The sequence below is a fragment of the Mesotoga prima MesG1.Ag.4.2 genome, assembly GCF_000147715.2.
GTDB classification, from domain to species: domain Bacteria; phylum Thermotogota; class Thermotogae; order Petrotogales; family Kosmotogaceae; genus Mesotoga; species Mesotoga prima.
Map to the genome: position 1 here is coordinate 1698520 of NC_017934.1, position 18605 is coordinate 1717124.

An 18605-nucleotide genomic window follows, 5' to 3' on the forward strand; every position below is an offset into this window, starting at 1 on the left:
TTTACCCCCCTCACGATCCGGTGGAGACGTTACCGCCTCTTAGTGCTCTTAGCATGAAATAAGATACTACAAGAAGAATCGCAAATAGTGTGAAAGCTTGAGCCGATGAGTAACCGAACTGGTACATTTGAAAAGCATTGTAATAGATGTAAAACGCTGCGGTTGATGTACTATAAAAAGGTCCTCCTCCTGTTAGTATGTATATCTGGTCAAAAACCTGGAAGCTCTGCAGAAAGGTCATTACAAGAACAAATGCGGTAGTGGGTTTCAGGAGTGGAAGAGTGATGTATAGGAATTTCTGAAAACCGGACGCACCATCTATTTCAGCAGCTTCATAGTATTCATTCGAAATCTCGTTGAGACCTGCGAGAAAGATCACCATATAGTATCCAACACTCATGTATAGACTAACCACAGTAATGCAGTAAAGAGCTTGAGACATAGAGCCAAGGAGTGGTTGCCTAGTTATTCCAAAGAACGACAGAAAGTAATTGACGAAACCGTACGGTTGAAACATGTATTTCCAAACGAAGGAAACCGCAACCATAGACATAGCGGTAGGCGCAAAGAAAATAGCCCTGAAAAGCCCTATTCCAGGTCCTGGCTTTTGAACAAGCATTGCCAGGAGAAGTGCAAATAAGAAGTTCATCGGAACAAAGAAGACCGAGTACTTAAGAGTAACAAAGATACTGTTTCGCCACTGTGGGTCTTGAAACATTGTCCTGTAATTGTCTAGGCCGACAAAGAGCATATCACTTAAGCCATTCCAGGAAAAGAAACTTATTACAAGAGCCACAATTGCGGGGACCATTGCGAAAATAATCAGTCCAGTTATGTCTGGAGCAATAAAAGAGTATCCAACCAGTCTTTCCCGAGTTTTTCTATTCACGGCAATCCTCCCGAAAAACCAGCCCGGGACTGAATCCCGGGCTAAGGAAATTCACTTACTTTCCGGGAACTCCACCTGTGTATCTACTAAGATAAGCATTGATAGCTGCAGAAGCCCCTTTTGCAGCAGCCTTGGGATCCATACCTGCGAACATGACTGCTTGTATAGCATCAGACACAGCCTTAACCATTTCCGGAGTGAATGTGGGCTCCGACTTAGACGTCTTTAGAATCTCAAGGAATACATCATTTGGCGGAGTATTGTAGAACTCATTTCCTGCTTCGAGAACGGAGTATCTGGGTGAGAACTTACTATTGGTCACTGTGCACCAATCAAGCGGGAAATCTATCTGCTCTGCTACGAGCCATCTGGCAAACTCGGCAGCTATGTCTGTGTTCTTTCCTTTGGCATTCAGCATCATCTTCCAACCGCCATAAACACTGATGCTTTCTCCTCCCTTTTCATAAGGGGGGATTGGAAATACTCCAAAATCGAATTCAGGAAACTGAGTTTGTAACTGCTTGACGCCCCAGAATCCACAAACAATCATGTCTGCAAGACCGTTTCCGAACATACCAATATCATTCGCTCCTGCTGGAAGCGATGAAGGAGCTAAACCTTCTTTGACAAACGATCCCCAAAGATCAAGAGCAGCTATCGCTCCCTCTGATTCGAAAGCAGATTTCTCCCAGTTTTCGTCTACGACGTCTCCACCCGCGGTCCACAGGAACGGATACCATGTGAAGTTTTGGTAGTAACCAGGCGCAACTTCAACGATTATTCCGTATCGGTCGGCAGTTTTCAATTTTGCTGCCGCTTCCTTCAACTCGGCCCAGTCTTGAGGCTGACTGATTCCCTTTTCTTCGAAAGCAGCCTTGTTGTAGAATATTGCTACTGGTTCCATTTCAAGCGGAAGAGCGTATATTTCTCCTCCAACAGTTACAGCTTCAATCGTCTCGGGTAAGAAGTCTGCAATAATATCTTCGGTCAAGTATTTACTGAGCGGCAGAGCAATCCCAGTATTAACGTATCTCAGGAAATCACCGGGACTTATGAAGAAAACATCAGGCCCTTCGCCAGTCGCAAAGGCAGTTGTAAGTTTAGTCCCAGTATAGTCTCCCCAGGGGAAAGTCTCAAATACCACTTTCTTGTCCGGATTTTCTTCATTCCAAAGATCAACGAACCTCTGAATTGTCGGATCTGCGTATGTGTCGGTGAACTTCCAGAACGTGATCTCGGCAGACAACGCTGTAACAACAAGAAAGGCAGAAACAAGAAACAGTAACAAGAGCTTTTTCACTTTTACCCCTCCTTTTCGGTTCGGAAATATTCTTAGTAAACGTTTGGGGATTTAGTGCCAATAAATAGTCGCTAATGCTTTCTAGATAGTACGTAAACGTTTACGAAATTATTATAACAGAAAGCCACTGATTCTACGAACTCCGATTACAGCCGACTATTCACAGATTAGACGAATTACAACCAACCTGGGCATTTATTTGACCTACTGCTTCCTTAAACGACACTAATCGACTGAGAGAAAGAAGTTACGCAAAGTCGGCTGAAGAAAACTCAAAATCTCACATTCCGGGAACTGAAGAGCAGACTCGATCTTCGCCCCATATACCATTACACAGACACGAGGGTAAAGGGACACATAATGATCTGTTTCCTTGCGCTTGTAATGGAGACTGCCTTATGCAGAAAGCTGAAAGAGATTGGAAGTACTTTCTCTTACGCAGAAATACTTGAAGACTTGACAGAGATAAGAGCAGTTGAGATAACGGTAGAAAACAAACGCTTTCTTGCAAGGACTGAAATGATGGGCAATGCTTACGACGCTTTCAAAGCACTCAAGATAAGACCGCCGGATCTACTCAAAGAGATTGCATAATAGACCACTGTGGTGGTACGTCTGTTTTCCTTTTCATTTGTCCCCTTGTTTAGCTGTTTTCAGATTTCTTGCTGTCAAAGTTGAGTATGAGCTCGAGAGTCTCTCTTGTAGTTGCGACTCTGATTAATACTCTAACTCGCTCTTTAAAGAAGTCTTTGTCGCCTGTGACAAACACATCTGGTCTAGCCTTAATGGCGGAAGCAAGAATCGGAGCATCATGATCATCTCTGATTAGATCAATACATCGCTCCACTTAGCTTTTGTCTGGAAAGGGCAGTATTTCTGCATCAAGTGATTGGAGAACATCCTCGTAATCTTGGATCATACTTGGGAACTTCCTTCTCAATACTCTCTCGACCTCTGAAGCACTGAACTTCGCAAGCAGAAGCACATGATCAGAATGGATGAGGGTACGCAACAAGAGTCTTTGTTTCCATTCCGTCGAAAACAATGCCCGAGAGGAATGTGTTCGAATCAATCATCACTCTCATCGTAAATCTCTTTAAAGAGTTTCTTTCTGACCTTTTCGAGCTCGTTTTCTAATTCTTCCTTTGTATAGCCTCTCGCCTCCGCCTCTTTCTGAAACTCCTTTACTATCATGTCGAAAGGCGACACCAGCTGATAGATTATCTTATCTCCTTCCACAGAGACCTTAAACCTGCTGTCGGGAGTGATCTTAAGTTTATCTCTCGCTTCCTTTGGTATTGTTATCTGTCCTCTCTCAGTTGGTCTGAGTAATCTGGTCGACATACCATCACCTCCAGCAAGTAATATGATATCATGAATTCATATTTCTTATGAATGATGTTTTTTCATCAACTATACTGCTGAAGCGATCAGTTATAAGATCTACGAAGTTTTTTTAAAAGCAATTTTGTTCAATAGGAACGGCTTCTCGTTCATGCGCAGAGAGGCCTTTTTCAAGACGAGGCGAGAAAGAGCAATGTAGAGACGTTCGCTGTGCTCACGAGAAGGCGAGAAATAGAAAAGCCAGTCTGCTGGCGCAGGCCAGTCAGGCTCCGCTTGGCCAGAAAACGTTGCACGCTGAAGCTGATGAAACCACGTTATCAGTGAACAGTCCTCCGTTCCCCGCCGAGACTGCAAAACAAGTTCGGGATGACAATGTTAGGCGATCACGAAAACATCACATCACGTCATCTGAACTTGATTCAGAATCTCGATGATCAAAGAGCTGCTGCACGCTAAAATCAAGAGCCCGCTGAACGCCGGGAAGAGCCGTCCTTCGCTGACCGTCCAAGAGCATGAACCCGTCCTTCGGAAAGACTGGTTCTTCGTTCCGACGCTGCGCGTCCAGGTTGTTCGTTCTTGGAACAGATCCCGGATCAAGTCCGGGATGACCCTGAACAGAGGCATTTCAGGGCAGGCTCAGTGGGATGACAACTGACCGTTATTCCGAAAACGCCTAATTCCGTCATTCCGACAAAGCTACTGGTCGGAATCTCTATAGTATTGCTTCATGGCTCTCCTCGGCGAACGGAGAACCGCTCAACGGTTAACCAGGTTCTCTTGCTCTTACGAACCTGCTACCTGCTACCCCCAACCACGGTCTTACAACTGGTGAGTAGCCCAGGGGGATTTCACCCCCAGGCTCTCTCAGAACCGGACTTGAATCTCTCGATTCATCCGGCTCCCATTATCCAGCCGTATAGAATATCCCCATTGTCCAGTGTACAAATAGACGAGGCTCCCTGCGAGCAAGAGTTTCTAGCCATTTACCCGCTTTTGTACGACCTCTCCTTTTCTTGTACTTGTTTCTTACCCACTGAACTAAGGCTTTGTTTAGCCGACTCAGTACTGTATACATCTCAAATCTGCGAAAGTGTCCATAGTAGTTTATCCAACCTCTTATTACCGGGTTGATTCTTTCTGAGAGTTCTTCAATACTCAGGTATGACTTGGTTTGAAGTCTCATTCTCCGGATCTTCTGTCTCATCGCCTTCTTTGCCTGTTCACTCACTGCAGGGGTGAAGCTGTAGAAGATCCTCCCGTTTCTGGCTTTGCAGCTACGGACTCTGAAGGTGTATCCTAGAAAGTCAAAGCTTGTATTTGGATACTCGTCCTTCCTTTTATCGTCTTTGCAGTAGACAATACGGGTCTTCTCTGGATGAAGCTCTAGTTTGCATTCTTCCAGTCTTTCTTTGAGACTTTCAAGAAGAAGCCTGGCTTCCTCCAGAGTTCTACAGTGTATCACTCCATCATCTGCGTATCTGGCAAAGGGCTTATCCGGATGAGTTCTCTCCATCCACTTGTCGAAGGCGTAATGCATGAAGAGGTTAGCCAGTACAGGGCTTATTACTCCTCCCTGTGGCGTTCCCTTGCTCCTCTCTTCGACTCTTCCATTCGCTTGCATAAAGGGTGCTTTCAGCCATCTCTCTATGTAGAGTATTAGCCATGGAATCTTCACATGTTTCTTGACTGCCCTCATTAGTAGTTCATGGTCTATGTTGTCGAACAGTCCTTTAATGTCGAATTCCAGTACCCAGTCATACTGCCAGCATCTCTGCCTCGTTACTTCAAGGGCATCTATCGCTGACTTTCCCTCCCTGTATCCGTAGGAGTCCTTATGGAAGTATGGATCTACCAGGGGATTTAGATAGATTTTGGCTACCATCTGGGCTACTCTGTCCCCCACTGTGGGGATTCCCAGTACTCTCTTGCCTCCACTCTTCTTTTCTATCTCTATCGCTTTTACTGGAGGTGGAAAGTAACTGCCCGAGGACATTCGATTCCAAATCTTGTAGAGATTGTTGTCAAGATCGGCTTCGAACTCTTTCAGGCTTACCTCGTCTATTCCTTCTGCCCCTCTGTTCTCTTTCACTTTCTTGAATGCTTCCAGTACTACTTTCTTGGGGATTTCATACGACCTCATTTTGTCTGTTAGCACTTCCCTTCCCTCTGTTCACAGTTCCTCCCTTTCGGTTGTCTGCACAGAGTTGGTTGACTAACCTACAAAACTGGATAACACAGTCCCTTCGCTCCACTCCCATTACAGGAGCTTCATCACTACTACGGACTGTTCCGCCCCTGAATCTGGCATCGGTACTTTCACCCTCGTGGGTTCTTCCACTTGCGGCTTTTCCCTTAACATCCAGATCCAGGTTCCCAAGTTCCTAATCGAAGCCTGTACCAGGGTCACGCCACCTATATGCCGGTCACCATCTGGACAGTAAGCAGGTATCCTCCAGACTTACCCCGGGATAGTTGTCCCCCCCGGTTTAGATGACACTAGTAGTTGTTACGACACGTTCACGGTGGTTCACTTGTATTCGTCTCCTCTGGTACTCACCTGACGGGATCACTGTCCCGCCTTTTCCCGTAACGTTCACTACCATGGCTCTTTACCACAGCAGCTTACGGTGGTTTGAAGCCTCCACCTGCATGGCGGCTTCGAGGGGCCCTCCCTCATCTTCAATTAAGCATGGCTTGAAGTTTCCTTCTTCGCCTTCTTGGCACACCACAGCTTGCAACTTGGAACTGATCTTTCGCTCTTTCCGCCAAAAGACGAAGTACCCTTTCTGATTTCGCAAAACTCTTTTTAATCCTCAATAAGTCTATTTGCTGGGCAGTCCCGCCTCAGCTTCTTTCGTAAGACTTCTCTGAAGTATAATCGGACGTGTGCTTCTAAGAAGCAGAAGGTTACCACTCAATCTCCCACCGATCTTCTGTTCAAAAGCCGGCACAAGGGAGGAACCCACCGTGCTTTGCAGGAAACATATTGCGCTTCTAATTATTACTCTCTCGTTTCTTTCGCTTTTGCTCTCCAGTGAAAATGAGTTCACAACCGATTGCGACGAAGCAAGGGAAATCGCTAAGCAAGCTTACATCTTTGCTTATCCGATGCTTGAGGATTTCAAGACGATGACCATCCAGGCGATCGGACCCGGGCTTTTCAACAAGTTCTATAACAGCAGGAAACTTCGCGGCCCCGATTACAAAGAAGTCGTCCGGCCAAATAACGACAACATCTATTCTGCGCTCTGGCTTGATCTGAGATCGGAGCCTGTTGTGGTGAGCGTACCGGCAGTCGAGGACCGTTATTACTCCTTCCAGATGATCGACATGTATACTCATAACTTCGCTTATGTTGGCACGAGAGCCACCGGAACTGGCGCGCGAACCTTCGTGATATCCGGTGCTTTTTGGCAGGGTAGCGTTCCTACCGGGGTAGATGACGTCTTTCGCAGCGAGGGTAACTTTGTCCTCTGTCTAGTTCGGATCGCGGTTGACATGGAAGTCGAAGGCGATCTTGATAAGGTTCTCGAAATCCAGAAGGGACATGAGATTCAACCCCTCAGTTCATATCTTGGAGAAGAGGCTCCGCCGGCCGCAGATCCCACTATCTTCCCGACCTATGACACGACGAAGGCAGAATCCGTGGAATTCATCTCGTATTTCAATTTCCTTCTGGGTCAGCTTGAAGTACATCCGAGCGAGAAGGAGCTGATAGAACAGTTCGGAAAGATAGGCATCGGTCCAAACCTCCCATTTGATTTCAATTCAATGCCGCTGGGCATAAGAGAGGCTGTGGAGGAAGGAATCAAGGGAGCTCTGGAGACAATCAGGAACCCGGGAGAAATGGTTGGAATCTCGAAGAATGGCTGGAATCTGACAAAGCGGATCTTTGGGAGTCGCGAAGAAATGCAGGGAAAGTATGAAGTGCGAGCCGCCGCGGCTTATCTTGGCTTGTACGGGAACAGCCTTGAAGAGGCATATTGCCCGAACGGACTAGTGGATGGAGACGGGGATGTGTACGATGGATCGAAATTCAAATACGTTCTCTCGTTCGATAGTGATGAGCTTCCTCCTGTTGAGCCAAAGGGATTCTGGTCTATCACTATGTACGGCGAAGATCAGTTCCTTGTAGCCAATGAGATAAATCGCTATTCGATAGGCGATCGAACCAACATGAAATATGGAGAAGACGGCTCGCTTGTGATCTACATTCAGCACGAATCGCCAGGCGCCGATAAAGAATCAAATTGGCTACCCGCACCAGATGGAATCTTTTCGATCAGCATGAGAATCTACCTTCCATCAGAGGTAGCGCTGAATCCTTTATACTGCCCGCCTCCGGTAATGAAGTCTGGAATGGCAAACTAACCTGCAATCTTTGAAACGGATTCTAGTGTAATCCTGTAAGCTGAATTCGGATTAAGAAGGTCCAAGAAATCCGGTACCCAAAAGTGCAATTCAGGGGCGTCGCTCATCAGCGTGATTATTCACAACTTTTATGCAGTGAAGACAAATGGCATTTGATTGGGAATAGTCTCCATTAGGAGACTTCTATTCATCTCTCAGACAAACCCTCCAGCGTTTCATGGCAGTAAAAAGAAGATCGACGTGGACACATAATGTTATTCTGCAGATGAGCTCGCACTCAAGGCTGAAGCGACTCCGCCCTTTTTCGACAGTTGGCCAAAAAAACTAGTGGCGCGCTCACAATCTCTACAAACTCCATTACCCTTTCAGGAAAATGAGCTCATGCGGTTTGACTATCTATATGATGTCGAACTCGCGAAAATAAATGAGCTCTCCCGCTTTTCAGAAAACCCTTGTTCCGTCATATCATAGAGCCTGCCCCAAAGTGATTCTGTTTGGGGTCTCTTGTTCAGGTCTCCTGTTTGATGCTTTTCTTCAGTCATCCCGTAGTGCTTCTGAACGGGATCTTGTCCTACATTATTGCTCTTCCATACATGATCAATGTAGCTAAGAAAAAATTAGCGTCCCAATTTTCTCCTGAACAACATGGATTTATGGGCAAAGTACGCTGATTCAGATCTTCTCAAACGAAATCACAAAGAGAATCCAGAATGACAGTTTCGCGGAAAAAAAGATCATTGCTCACATTTTCGAGATGTGAGCAATGAGCCCTTCAAGACGTGCGATGAATGAACTTCTTTGACGACCCAGAATTGTTTATTTGCGCTTCTGGGGAATCAGTACAAAGGTATATCTACAACAACGTACTTTTTCCATAGCTGCAATGTATTAGAATTCCCCAGAATATAGAGCTCGTCTTCGCCGTTCATGAGCAACGGCTGCCAGTTCAGCAGTGACTGGGCCGACATGTTTTCCTTGAACATAGGTCCGGTTAAGTTCCTAGGGTTATCGTAAACGACATAGATTACCCAGGGCATGGCGCCCGCCGCATAGGTGAAATTGCCGGCAAAGTTCACATTTAATGGAGAACATTGATCGGCTTGATTTGGATCGAATTCAATGGTCTTAAATAGATTCAGATCGGCCTTGTCACTCGTGTCGACAAAGAAAACATCATGATAGGCGGTAGAAACGCAGAGGATATCATCCCGTACAATCATGTTTGGAAAATCGCTAATAGTGCTGCCGAAGTTGATTGTGTCAAGTATCTCCAGGGTCTTCAGGTCAACACTCAACAACTTGTTTCCATTGCTGAAAAGAAAGTAGGCGTAATCTCCATCTGAAGTCATGGCTACTGATTGGGAACTGTATCCCGATGATCCCGTAAGCTGCACTGTCTTGTGATGAGCTAGTGTTGCCTTGTCTCTGATATTCAAATAGAAACCGTCCCTGTCTCCTCCCAGAATGAATATCCATTGACTGTTGGCCGCCATCTGAAGACAACCGTGTTCCAGGGTGAAATCGCTGTATGTCCAGTCCTCTTCGCTGGCATCCACTTCCGATTTATACAGCCTGTAATTGTTGTTCTGCAGATGATAGAGAAGGTACAGATTTGTGTCGTCAACCGCAGTCGCTCGGTATGAAAGACTTATCTGAGAGTACTTGTGTCTGTCTTGAAGCGTCATTGAATCAACTGAGTAGATTTCTATGTTTGGATCCTCAGTCGGCGCTTGCACCCAACCGCCATCGGTTACAACTATTCGGTCTCCAACGAGAAACATGCTAGATATATCAGGCCATGCGAACCAGTCATCCACCGTATTGATTGTCGGGAAAGTCGTAGATGTTGCAAGTTCGCTTATGGGATTGAAGGTATTGAATAAATCGAGCTCATCTCTGAGATTATTCAACCAATCGTTGAAGCAGCTGGCTGCCATCCCTACGTTTGCCGGATCTTCGGCATGATAGACCTCTACCATTAGATTAATTGCCTTCAACTGCAGAGCGAAGTAATAAGAAAACTGACTGGAAATCATGGCTACGTATTCGGAAATGTCTGAAGCGTCCTTGAAGGCGATTCTCGACCACAGGGAGAAGAGGCTCTCAGCCCCGGCCCTTCCTTCAAGCACATCCCGGATAGTCATGAAAGAGTTCGGTATTTCGTCTTTAATTTGACGGCTAAGCAGCTCTATGTCTGATTCATACTTTTTATCGGGGTCGAGAGCCGCATAATAAACGATATTCTGATACTTGGCCTCTATAGTTCCCACTTCATCCGCTATCACGGTCACTGCAGTGTTATATGTTGATTTGTCGACAGCACTTATTATTTCGTTCACCGCTTCTTTGAGTTCTTCTTCGATCTGGTCCAGTTCCGTCTTTATGTCCTTAAGCATCTCAAGCTGCAACTCAAGCAGCTTCTCGATATCCGCTTCTGGATTGTCTCCGTTTCCTCCCCCTATCATGTCAAAGACCCAGCCCGTGGCGTAGTCGATCGCTGAGCTTTCAAGGTTTTCGTTCAGCTCTCCAATAAGGCTTTCGAAGATGGAGGCTTCAGGGTCCTCTTCATAGTCTCCAAAATCGTGTGGCCCGCCTCCAACTGAAAGATCATCGACCAGAAAATCGATGAAAGAGTCAAAGCCTCCGTGAGCAAGCGCGCTGTTCATGAAGTTGGTAATCGAAAACTTTCCGCGGTTCATTGCGATAGTGTAATCAGAATGGCCAGGATCGATCGACAGGAAGATCAACACCTCTCCTCTTACGTCGTTCAAGGACTTTTCGGGATGCTTTAGATGGTATTTGTGAATCAAGGTCGAAATTGGCCCTATGTAGATTATCTCGTCCGGCCCGAGATCCGATACTTCGTAGTAATAATCTAGTTCCATCTCGCCAAAGGTAATGCTGGCTTCAATTAGGAAGCTTTTAGGAAGGAGAACATCTGATTTGTAGAAGAAGCCTCCAAGTCTATAAACACTTTCTTCGCCGATGAGAGTATCAGAGGTGGATAACAGCCTGACAAAGCCATCATGCTCACCGTCTGTCATTACAACACCTTTCAGATCTGTGGTGTCGACGGGTGGCACTGGTTTCACACAACTAGATAGAGAGATAATGATCGTAAGAACAATGGACACAACATACATGAATCTTTTCATTTGTGGCCTCCTAGTTTTCTTAGAGATTAGCAACTTCTATTGACGTGAGAAAATGCGTCTGAACGAGAAATTCTATACCAATATACTATTCTGGCTTCCCCAAACAATGCGCCAGATGGACTTGATCGGAGAGCAATCTAACAACATGAAAATCCTGCATTTTGAGTCAAACGGCTGAAAAGCAAAATGATTGATACCTCATCGAAGTCTCTTAATAATATTGTGCCACTGTTCGCAAGAGTTCTCCGTGTCTTACCGGCTTATTCCTTCCTCTTGCATAAATGTAACGCAAACGGCTCGTATCTTAAGGAAAGAGTGACAGAGAAGAACAATCATACTTTCGGAAATTCCAAAAGTTTATCTCAGTCGTCTGTCATAACTATAATCAGAGGATAAATAATAGATGTGCAGAAGAATACGGATTTGTCACGGCCGAACCCTGCCTTCAGTATCCGGTCAAATAGTGAGACTAGCCTATGAGACAACGTTGCCCGTCAGCGGTCCTGCGTACCCCGCCAAGAATACCGGTTCTTCTTTCCGACGCTACGCGTCCAGGTTGTTCGTTCTTGGTAAAGAATTCCGTCATGAAAATGAGGGCCGTTCTTGATCTTAAATCCCCGTTTGAGCGGGGGGAACCGCTTGCGATCGGGTGTGTGCTCTTTGAATAACGTTTAGAATAGATTGGCCTGTTCGCAATTGAACGACAAATTCGCTCTTAACGTTATTTGGTCTGTGATCCATATGTATGCTCCTACCAGAAACCAAGAACTAACATCGAGCAACCACTCACATCGGACTATTTCAGAGCATCGGTTTTTTCGCATACAAAGACCAACACCCTCCGCCACTACGTGGTCCTCCTCCCTCAAGGGAGGACTTAATATCAGGATCATTAGGAGCCAAATACAAATTCGCGCAAGAACCATCGTATTAGTGGAATTTAACTCCCTGACTCATGTGTAATGATGAGTTCTCGAGATGGATTGTAGAGCTCTTCAAGGTTTTTCAAGATCCCAGAACTTTACTTGCTCTCTTCGCTTTTCCCTTCTCTCTACTCTCTGAATAATGGTTTGGCAAGAACGGTTATTCCGAAAACACCCAATTCCGTCATTCCGGCAAAGCTCCTGGTCGGAGTCTCGATGCTATTGCTTCATGGTTCTCCCCGATGGACAGAAAACCGTTTAACTGAGGACCACTTTCTTTTGCTCTTTCAAACCACGGACCGGTGAGTAGCCCAGGGGGATTTCACCCCCAGGCTCTCTCAGAACCGGACTTGAACCTCTCGATTCATCCGGCTCCCATTATCCAGCCGTATAGAATATCCCCATTGTCCAGTGTACAAATAGACGAGGCTCCCTGCGAGCAAGAGTTTCTAGCCATTTACCCGCTTTTGTACGACCTCTCCTTTTCTTGTACTTGTTTCTTACCCACTGAACTAAGGCTTTGTTAAGTTGACTCAGTACTGTATACATCTCAAATCTGCGAAAGTGTCCATAGTAGTTTATCCAACCTCTTATTACCGGGTTGATTCTTTCTGAGAGTTCTTCAATACTCAGGTATGACTTGGTTTGAAGTCTCATTCTCCGGATCTTCTGTCTCATCGCCTTCTTTGCCTGTTCACTCACTGCAGGGGTGAAGCTGTAGAAGATCCTCCCGTTTCTGGCTTTGCAGCTACGGACTCTGAAGGTGTATCCTAGAAAGTCAAAGCTTGTATTTGGATACTCGCCCTTCCTTTTATCGTCTTTGCAGTAGACAATACGGGTCTTCTCTGGATGAAGCTTTAGTTTGCATTCTTCCATTCTTTCTTTGAGACTTTCAAGAAGAAGCCGGGCTTCCTCCAGAGTTCTACAGTGTATCACTCCATCATCTGCGTATCTGGCAAAGGGCTTATCCGGATGAGTTCTCTCCATCCACTTGTCGAAGGCGTAATGCATGAAGAGGTTAGCCAGTACAGGGCTTATTACTCCTCCCTGTGGCGTTCCCTTGCTCCTCTCTTCGACTCTTCCATTCGCTTGTATAAAGGGTGCTTTCAGCCATCTCTCTATGTAGAGTATTAGCCATGGAATCTTCACATGTTTCTTGACTGCCCTCATTAGTAGTTCATGGTCTATGTTGTCGAACAGTCCTTTAATGTCGAATTCCAGTACCCAGTCATACCGCCAGCATCTCTGCCTCGTTACTTCAAGGGCATCTATCGCTGACTTTCCCTCCCTGTATCCGTAGGAGTCCTTATGGAAGTATGGATCTACCAGGGGATTTAGATAGATTTTGGCTACCATCTGGGCTACTCTGTCCCCCACTGTGGGGATTCCCAGTACTCTCTTTCCTCCACTCTTCTTTTCTATCTCTATAGCTTTTACTGGAGGTGGAAAGTAACTGCCCGAGGTCATTCGATTCCAAATCTTGTAGAGATTGTTGTCAAGATCGGCTTCGAACTCTTCCAGGCTTACCTCGTCTATTCCTTCTGCCCCTCTGTTCTCTTTCACTTTCTTGAATGCTTCCAGTACTACTTTCTTGGGGATTTCATACGACCTCATCTTGTCTGCTGGCTCCTTCCTTGTCTCTGTTCACAGTTCCTCCCTTTCGGTTGTCTGCACAGAGTTGGTTGACTAACCAACAAAACTGGATAACACAGTCCCTTCGCTCCACTCCCATTACAGGAGCTTCATCACTACTACGGACTGTTCCGCCCCTGAATCTGGCATCGGTACTTTCACCCTCGTGGGTTCTTCCACTTGCGGCTTTTCCCTTAACATCCAGATCCAGGTTCCCAAGTTCCTAATCAAAGCCTGTACCAGGGTCACGCCACCTATATGCCGGTCACCATCTGGACAGTAAGCAGGTTTCCTCCAGACTTATCCCGGGATAGTTGCACCTCCCGGTTTAGATGACACTAGTAGTTGTTACGACACGTTCACGGTGGTTCACTTGTATTCGTCTCCTCTGGTACTCACCTGACGGGATCACTGTCCCGCCTTTTCCCGTAACGTTCACTACCATGGCTCTTTACCACAGCAGCTTACGGTGGTTTGAAGCCTCCACCTGCATGGCGGCTTCGAGGGGCCCTCCCTCATCTTCAATTAAGCATGGCTTGAAGTTTCCTTCTTCGCCTTCTTGGCACACTGCAACCCTCAACCCCGGTGTTTCAATAGCCCGAATCCTGAACAGGAGCTTTTCAGGATGACCTAAGAAGAGAGTATCACGCCCCGAAAACATGTTGTATCATTCCGTAATATCCCCGAGCGTCATCCCGTAGTGCTTCTGTACGGGATCTCGCATTAGAAAACGCTCTACGCTTAAAACCAAGGACCCGCTGAACGCTGGGAAGAGCCGTCCTCTGTTGACCGTCCAAGAACATGAACCCGTCCTTCGTTAAGATCAAAGACCAGATCCTGAACAGGAGCTTTTCAGGATGACAAAATAGTTGGTTCTCACAGCCTAACATGGTGCCCCTTGAAGGATCTTTCCTCCTGGCGAAGCCAGCCATGCGTCCCCGGATGGTTCTCCGGGCATTGCATCCGCCGATGTTCTTCGGCGCATCACTTCCCGGGATGATCTTCCCGGCACAGCGTCCTGCCGAAGGCAGCAATTCATACCACTATGGTTATTACGCAACCATGTTGTTCTCCATTTCTATCGATTCGTCTTTGAAATGTTTCCATACCACTATGGTTCTTACGCAACAACCCCCCCTCATACCTTGACATCATGCTAATTACATGTTTCCATACCACTATGGTTCTTACGCAACAAGATGAAATGATAGACGGATTGCTGCCACTTAGCGTTTCCATACCACTATGGTTCTTACGCAACGATACCCATGTGTGCGGTACCACATTGATAGGCCCGTGTTTCCATACCACTATGGTTCTTACGCAACACGCATGCAAGTTCTGTCACCATTCCGCAGTCGTTTACAAGTTTCCATACCACTATGGTTCATACAAGAGCCGTCCTCCGTTGACCGTCCAAGAGCATGGACCCGTCCTTCGTTAAGATCAAAGACCAGATCCTGAACAGGAGCTTTTCAGGATGACAAAATAGTTGGTTCTCACAGCCTAACATGGTGCCCCTTGAAGGATCTTTCCTCCTGGCGAAGCCAGCCATGCGTCCCCGGATGGTTCTCCGGGCATTGCATCCGCCGATGTTCTTCGGCGCATCACTTCCCGGGATGATCTTCCCGGCACAGCGTCCTGCCGAAGGCAGCAATTCATACCACTATGGTTCATTCACCTTCGGTGGCCAGTCTTTGCTTCGTAAAGGCCAGTTCCGACTTCGTCGGGCAAAAAAGAAGATCCGCTTGGCCAGAAAACGTTGCACGCTGAAGCTAATGAAACCACGTTGTCCGTCAACAGTCCTCCGTCCCCCGCCGAGGCCGCAAAACCCTTTCAAAAAGATCAATCGAGAAAGATCATTTAGAGACGTTCGCTGCACTCACGAGAAGGCGAGAAACTTGCACGTGCTAAAAAACAACATTCTGACCAGAGGATTGTCAGATAACTAGAACAAGAAAAAACTGTCATCCCGTGATGGGTCTGCACGGGATCTCGCATCAAATAACCGCTGTAGGCTTAAAGTCAAGGATCCGCTGAACTCTGAACGTCTTTGAGAAAAGTCTTCCGTTGACCGTCCCGAGATCACGGACCCGTCCTTCGAAAGAGCAGTTACGAGTTGAATGTTCCAAGTTGCAAGCTGAAGTCCTGAGGAAAAGGCGTCAAATGTCGTCATTCCGACAAAGCTCCTGGTCGGAATCTTGATGTTATTGCTTCACGGCGCTCCTCGACGAACGGAGCCGCCAGAGGTAAACCTGTTTCTCTTGCTCTTACGAACCCGCTGCCTGCTAACCCCAACCACGGTCTCCAAAAGCCCAGATCCTGAACAGGAGCTTTTCAGGATGACAAAATAGTTGGTTCTCACAGCCTAACATGATGCCCCTTGAAGGGTTCTCCCTCCTGGCGAAGCCAGCCTTGCGTCCCCGGATGGTTCTCCGGGCATTGCGTCCGCCGATGATCCTCGGCGCATCACTTCCCGGGATGATCTTCCCGGCACAGCGTCCTGCCGAAGGCAGCAATTCATACCACTATGGTTCTCACGCAACCCGTTGAAGAGTTCAAGGCGCAACTTATGGCCTTGTGTTTCCATACCACTATGGTTCTCACGCAACAGGATTTACTGATCGAGACGGCAAATCTTAAATTGTGGGTTTCCATACCACTATGGTTCTTACGCAACTGGCGTTGCTCCATCTGAATTATTTGGGCCTGAAGAAGTTTCCATACCACTATGGTTCTTACGCAACCAGATGGAAGAGACAACTATGACTATTAAAAAATTGCAGTTTCCATACCACTATGGTTCTTACGCAACAAAACTTGTTTAGTGCCATTATAGCAAGAGCATTGCAAGTTTCCATACCACTATGGTTCTTACGCAACGAGTTTTCGTTTCGATAAGTGGAAAAACAGAGCCAGTTTGTTTCCATACCACTATGGTTCTTACGCAACTGGAACGTAATTGTAAAGTCACAACAGATCAAGCAGTTTCCATACCACTATGGTTCTTACGCAACCTGCAGGGCGCTTTCTTATTCATATATATGCATATACAGTTTCCATACCACTATGGTTCTTACGCAACGTATCCTAAGTATCGACTTCTGATGGAAAGGTTACAGAAATGTTTCCATACCACTATGGTTCTTACGCAACGTAATGAATTTTTCGATGCCGTGAAGTCTTAAAGTGTTTCCATACCACTATGGTTCTTACGCAACGCCCTGCTTCCCTGAAATTCAATTGGGAAAAAGAAGTTTCCATACCACTATGGTTCTTACGCAACAAGGAAGGTTGGCTCTAGCGTATATGTACAGTATGCACGCGTTTCCATACCACTATGGTTCTTACGCAACCATGCATCACAAAAATTTGTGCGCCAACACGTAAAACGTTTCCATACCACTATGGTTCTTACGCAACCATTCATGTTGGCGTTTGCGGTATCATACGCCGCGGGATGTTTCCATACCACTATGGTTCTTACGCAACATAAATCATAAGTATAAAAAACGATGAATGGAAAATGTTTCCATACCACTATGGTTCTTACGCAACCATGCATCACAAAAATTTGTGCGCCAACACGTAAAACGTTTCCATACCACTATGGTTCTTACGCAACCATTCATGTTGGCGTTTGCGGTATCATACGCCGCGGGATGTTTCCATACCACTATGGTTCTTACGCAACTACATACCTGTTGGCCATCGCAGAAGCCATTGATACACGTTTCCATACCACTATGGTTCTTACGCAACATAAATCATAAGTATAAAAAACGATGAATGGAAAATGTTTCCATACCACTATGGTTCTTACGCAACCATGCATCACAAAAATTTGTGCGCCAACACGTAAAACGTTTCCATACCACTATGGTTCTCACGCAACAAAAAGGAAGTCTCACGGCTGGAATTGGCGAAACGAAGTTTCCATACCACTATGGTTCTTACGCAACGAGAAGGACTTCGAGATAATCGTGGCTAAGAATAGAAAGTTTCCATACCACTATGGTTCTTACGCAACAAAGTACACTCAAAGGCACTACTTTGCCCTGCTTTTACAGTTTCCATACCACTATGGTTCTTACGCAACCAATTGCTCTGCTAAGGTAGTAAGGGCCAAGTTAATGTTTCCATACCACTATGGTTCTTACGCAACTAACTGCGGGGAGAGTATAAACGCTCGCTATGAACCCGCGTTTCCATACCACTATGGTTCTTACGCAACACAGCGATACTTTTCGAAAGCTATCAGCTGTATTCTGTGTTTCCATACCACTATGGTTCTTACGCAACGGTCGTCCAATGATGGGAGAAAGGAATTCCTTAAGTTTGTTTCCATACCACTATGGTTCTTACGCAACACTTTATTTGTCGGATATATCTTAGTGGATTGAATTGTTTCCATACCACTATGGTTCTTACGCAACGCGGTTTAGAATTTCGTAACAATAGGGGGTGCGTGAGTTTCCATACCACTATGGTTCTTACGCAACGTCTATGAATGGCTAATGGATAATGTAAGATCAAACGGGTTTCCATACCACTATGGTTCTTACGCAACCAGACTATCGCGAAAGAGATCGGGAAGGGAATGAGTCGTTTCCATACCACTATGGTTCTTACGCAACATGATCGAGAAGCAATACGATTCGTGGCGAGGTCTCGGGTTTCCATACCACTATGGTTCTTACGCAACCTAATCAATGGTTCAGACGAAGAAATGACACTCCCCGTTTCCATACCACTATGGTTCTTACGCAACGGCAAGAAAAGAACACACTTGCCAAGAATGTGGAGCAAGTTTCCATACCACTATGGTTCTTACGCAACTGAGAGACGAGAATGGTCACATCGTCGGCGTGAAAGTTTCCATACCACTATGGTTCTTACGCAACTCGCCCGGGAGTACGGCCTCAAACTCGAAGGACTGTTGTTTCCATACCACTATGGTTCTTACGCAACCCAATGTTCACAGAGAACAA

7 protein-coding genes, 1 pseudogene and 1 CRISPR repeat array (1 of these 9 running past the window's edge) are annotated in these 18605 nt (G+C 46.1%); of the genes and pseudogenes, 2 read left to right on the forward strand and 6 right to left on the reverse strand.

Annotated features, from left to right (window positions below):
* Nucleotides 1–10: 10 nt before the first annotated feature.
* Nucleotides 11–889, reverse strand: a complete 879-nt coding sequence (locus THEBA_RS08045) for a carbohydrate ABC transporter permease (protein WP_006489374.1) — start codon at nucleotides 887–889, stop codon at nucleotides 11–13.
* A gap of 55 nt (nucleotides 890–944) precedes the next feature.
* Nucleotides 945–2189 (reverse strand): ABC transporter substrate-binding protein, encoded by a 1245-nt coding sequence (locus THEBA_RS08050; RefSeq protein WP_006489371.1) that lies wholly within the window; start codon nucleotides 2187–2189, stop codon nucleotides 945–947.
* A gap of 282 nt (nucleotides 2190–2471) precedes the next feature.
* On the opposite strand from THEBA_RS08050, the pseudogene THEBA_RS08055 reads away from it, so the two are divergent.
* Nucleotides 2472–2783 (forward strand): annotated as a pseudogene (locus THEBA_RS08055) (IS1634 family transposase); the annotation flags it as partial.
* Between the two features lie 474 nt (nucleotides 2784–3257).
* Here the strand turns inward: THEBA_RS08055 and THEBA_RS08065 are convergent.
* Together THEBA_RS08065 and ltrA (THEBA_RS08070) are read right to left on the reverse strand one after the other, a co-directional pair.
* A complete protein-coding gene (locus tag THEBA_RS08065) occupies nucleotides 3258–3533 on the reverse strand; it encodes an AbrB/MazE/SpoVT family DNA-binding domain-containing protein (protein WP_006489367.1) in 276 nt (91 codons plus the stop codon).
* Nucleotides 3534–4437: 904 nt separating this feature from the next.
* A complete protein-coding gene (ltrA, locus tag THEBA_RS08070; protein ID WP_041928449.1) occupies nucleotides 4438–5673 on the reverse strand; it encodes a group II intron reverse transcriptase/maturase in 1236 nt (411 codons plus the stop codon).
* Nucleotides 5674–6500: 827 nt separating this feature from the next.
* Here ltrA (THEBA_RS08070) and THEBA_RS08080 point away from each other — a divergent pair.
* Complete coding sequence (locus tag THEBA_RS08080) at nucleotides 6501–7904, forward strand: DUF1254 domain-containing protein (RefSeq protein WP_006489366.1); 1404 nt, start codon at nucleotides 6501–6503, stop codon at nucleotides 7902–7904.
* An 836-nt stretch (nucleotides 7905–8740) separates the two neighbouring features.
* Here the strand turns inward: THEBA_RS08080 and THEBA_RS08085 are convergent.
* Entirely contained in the window at nucleotides 8741–11059 is a 2319-nt protein-coding gene (locus THEBA_RS08085) for a hypothetical protein (RefSeq protein WP_014731165.1), read from the reverse strand.
* Nucleotides 11060–12360: 1301 nt separating this feature from the next.
* Nucleotides 12361–13596: a group II intron reverse transcriptase/maturase gene (gene ltrA, locus THEBA_RS08090; protein ID WP_014731166.1), complete on the reverse strand. Its 1236-nt coding sequence runs from the start codon at nucleotides 13594–13596 to the stop codon at nucleotides 12361–12363.
* 2534 nt (nucleotides 13597–16130) lie between these two features.
* Nucleotides 16131–18605: direct repeats of the CRISPR family, unit length 30 nt; unit sequence GTTTCCATACCACTATGGTTCTTACGCAAC (it continues 583 nt past the right edge of the window).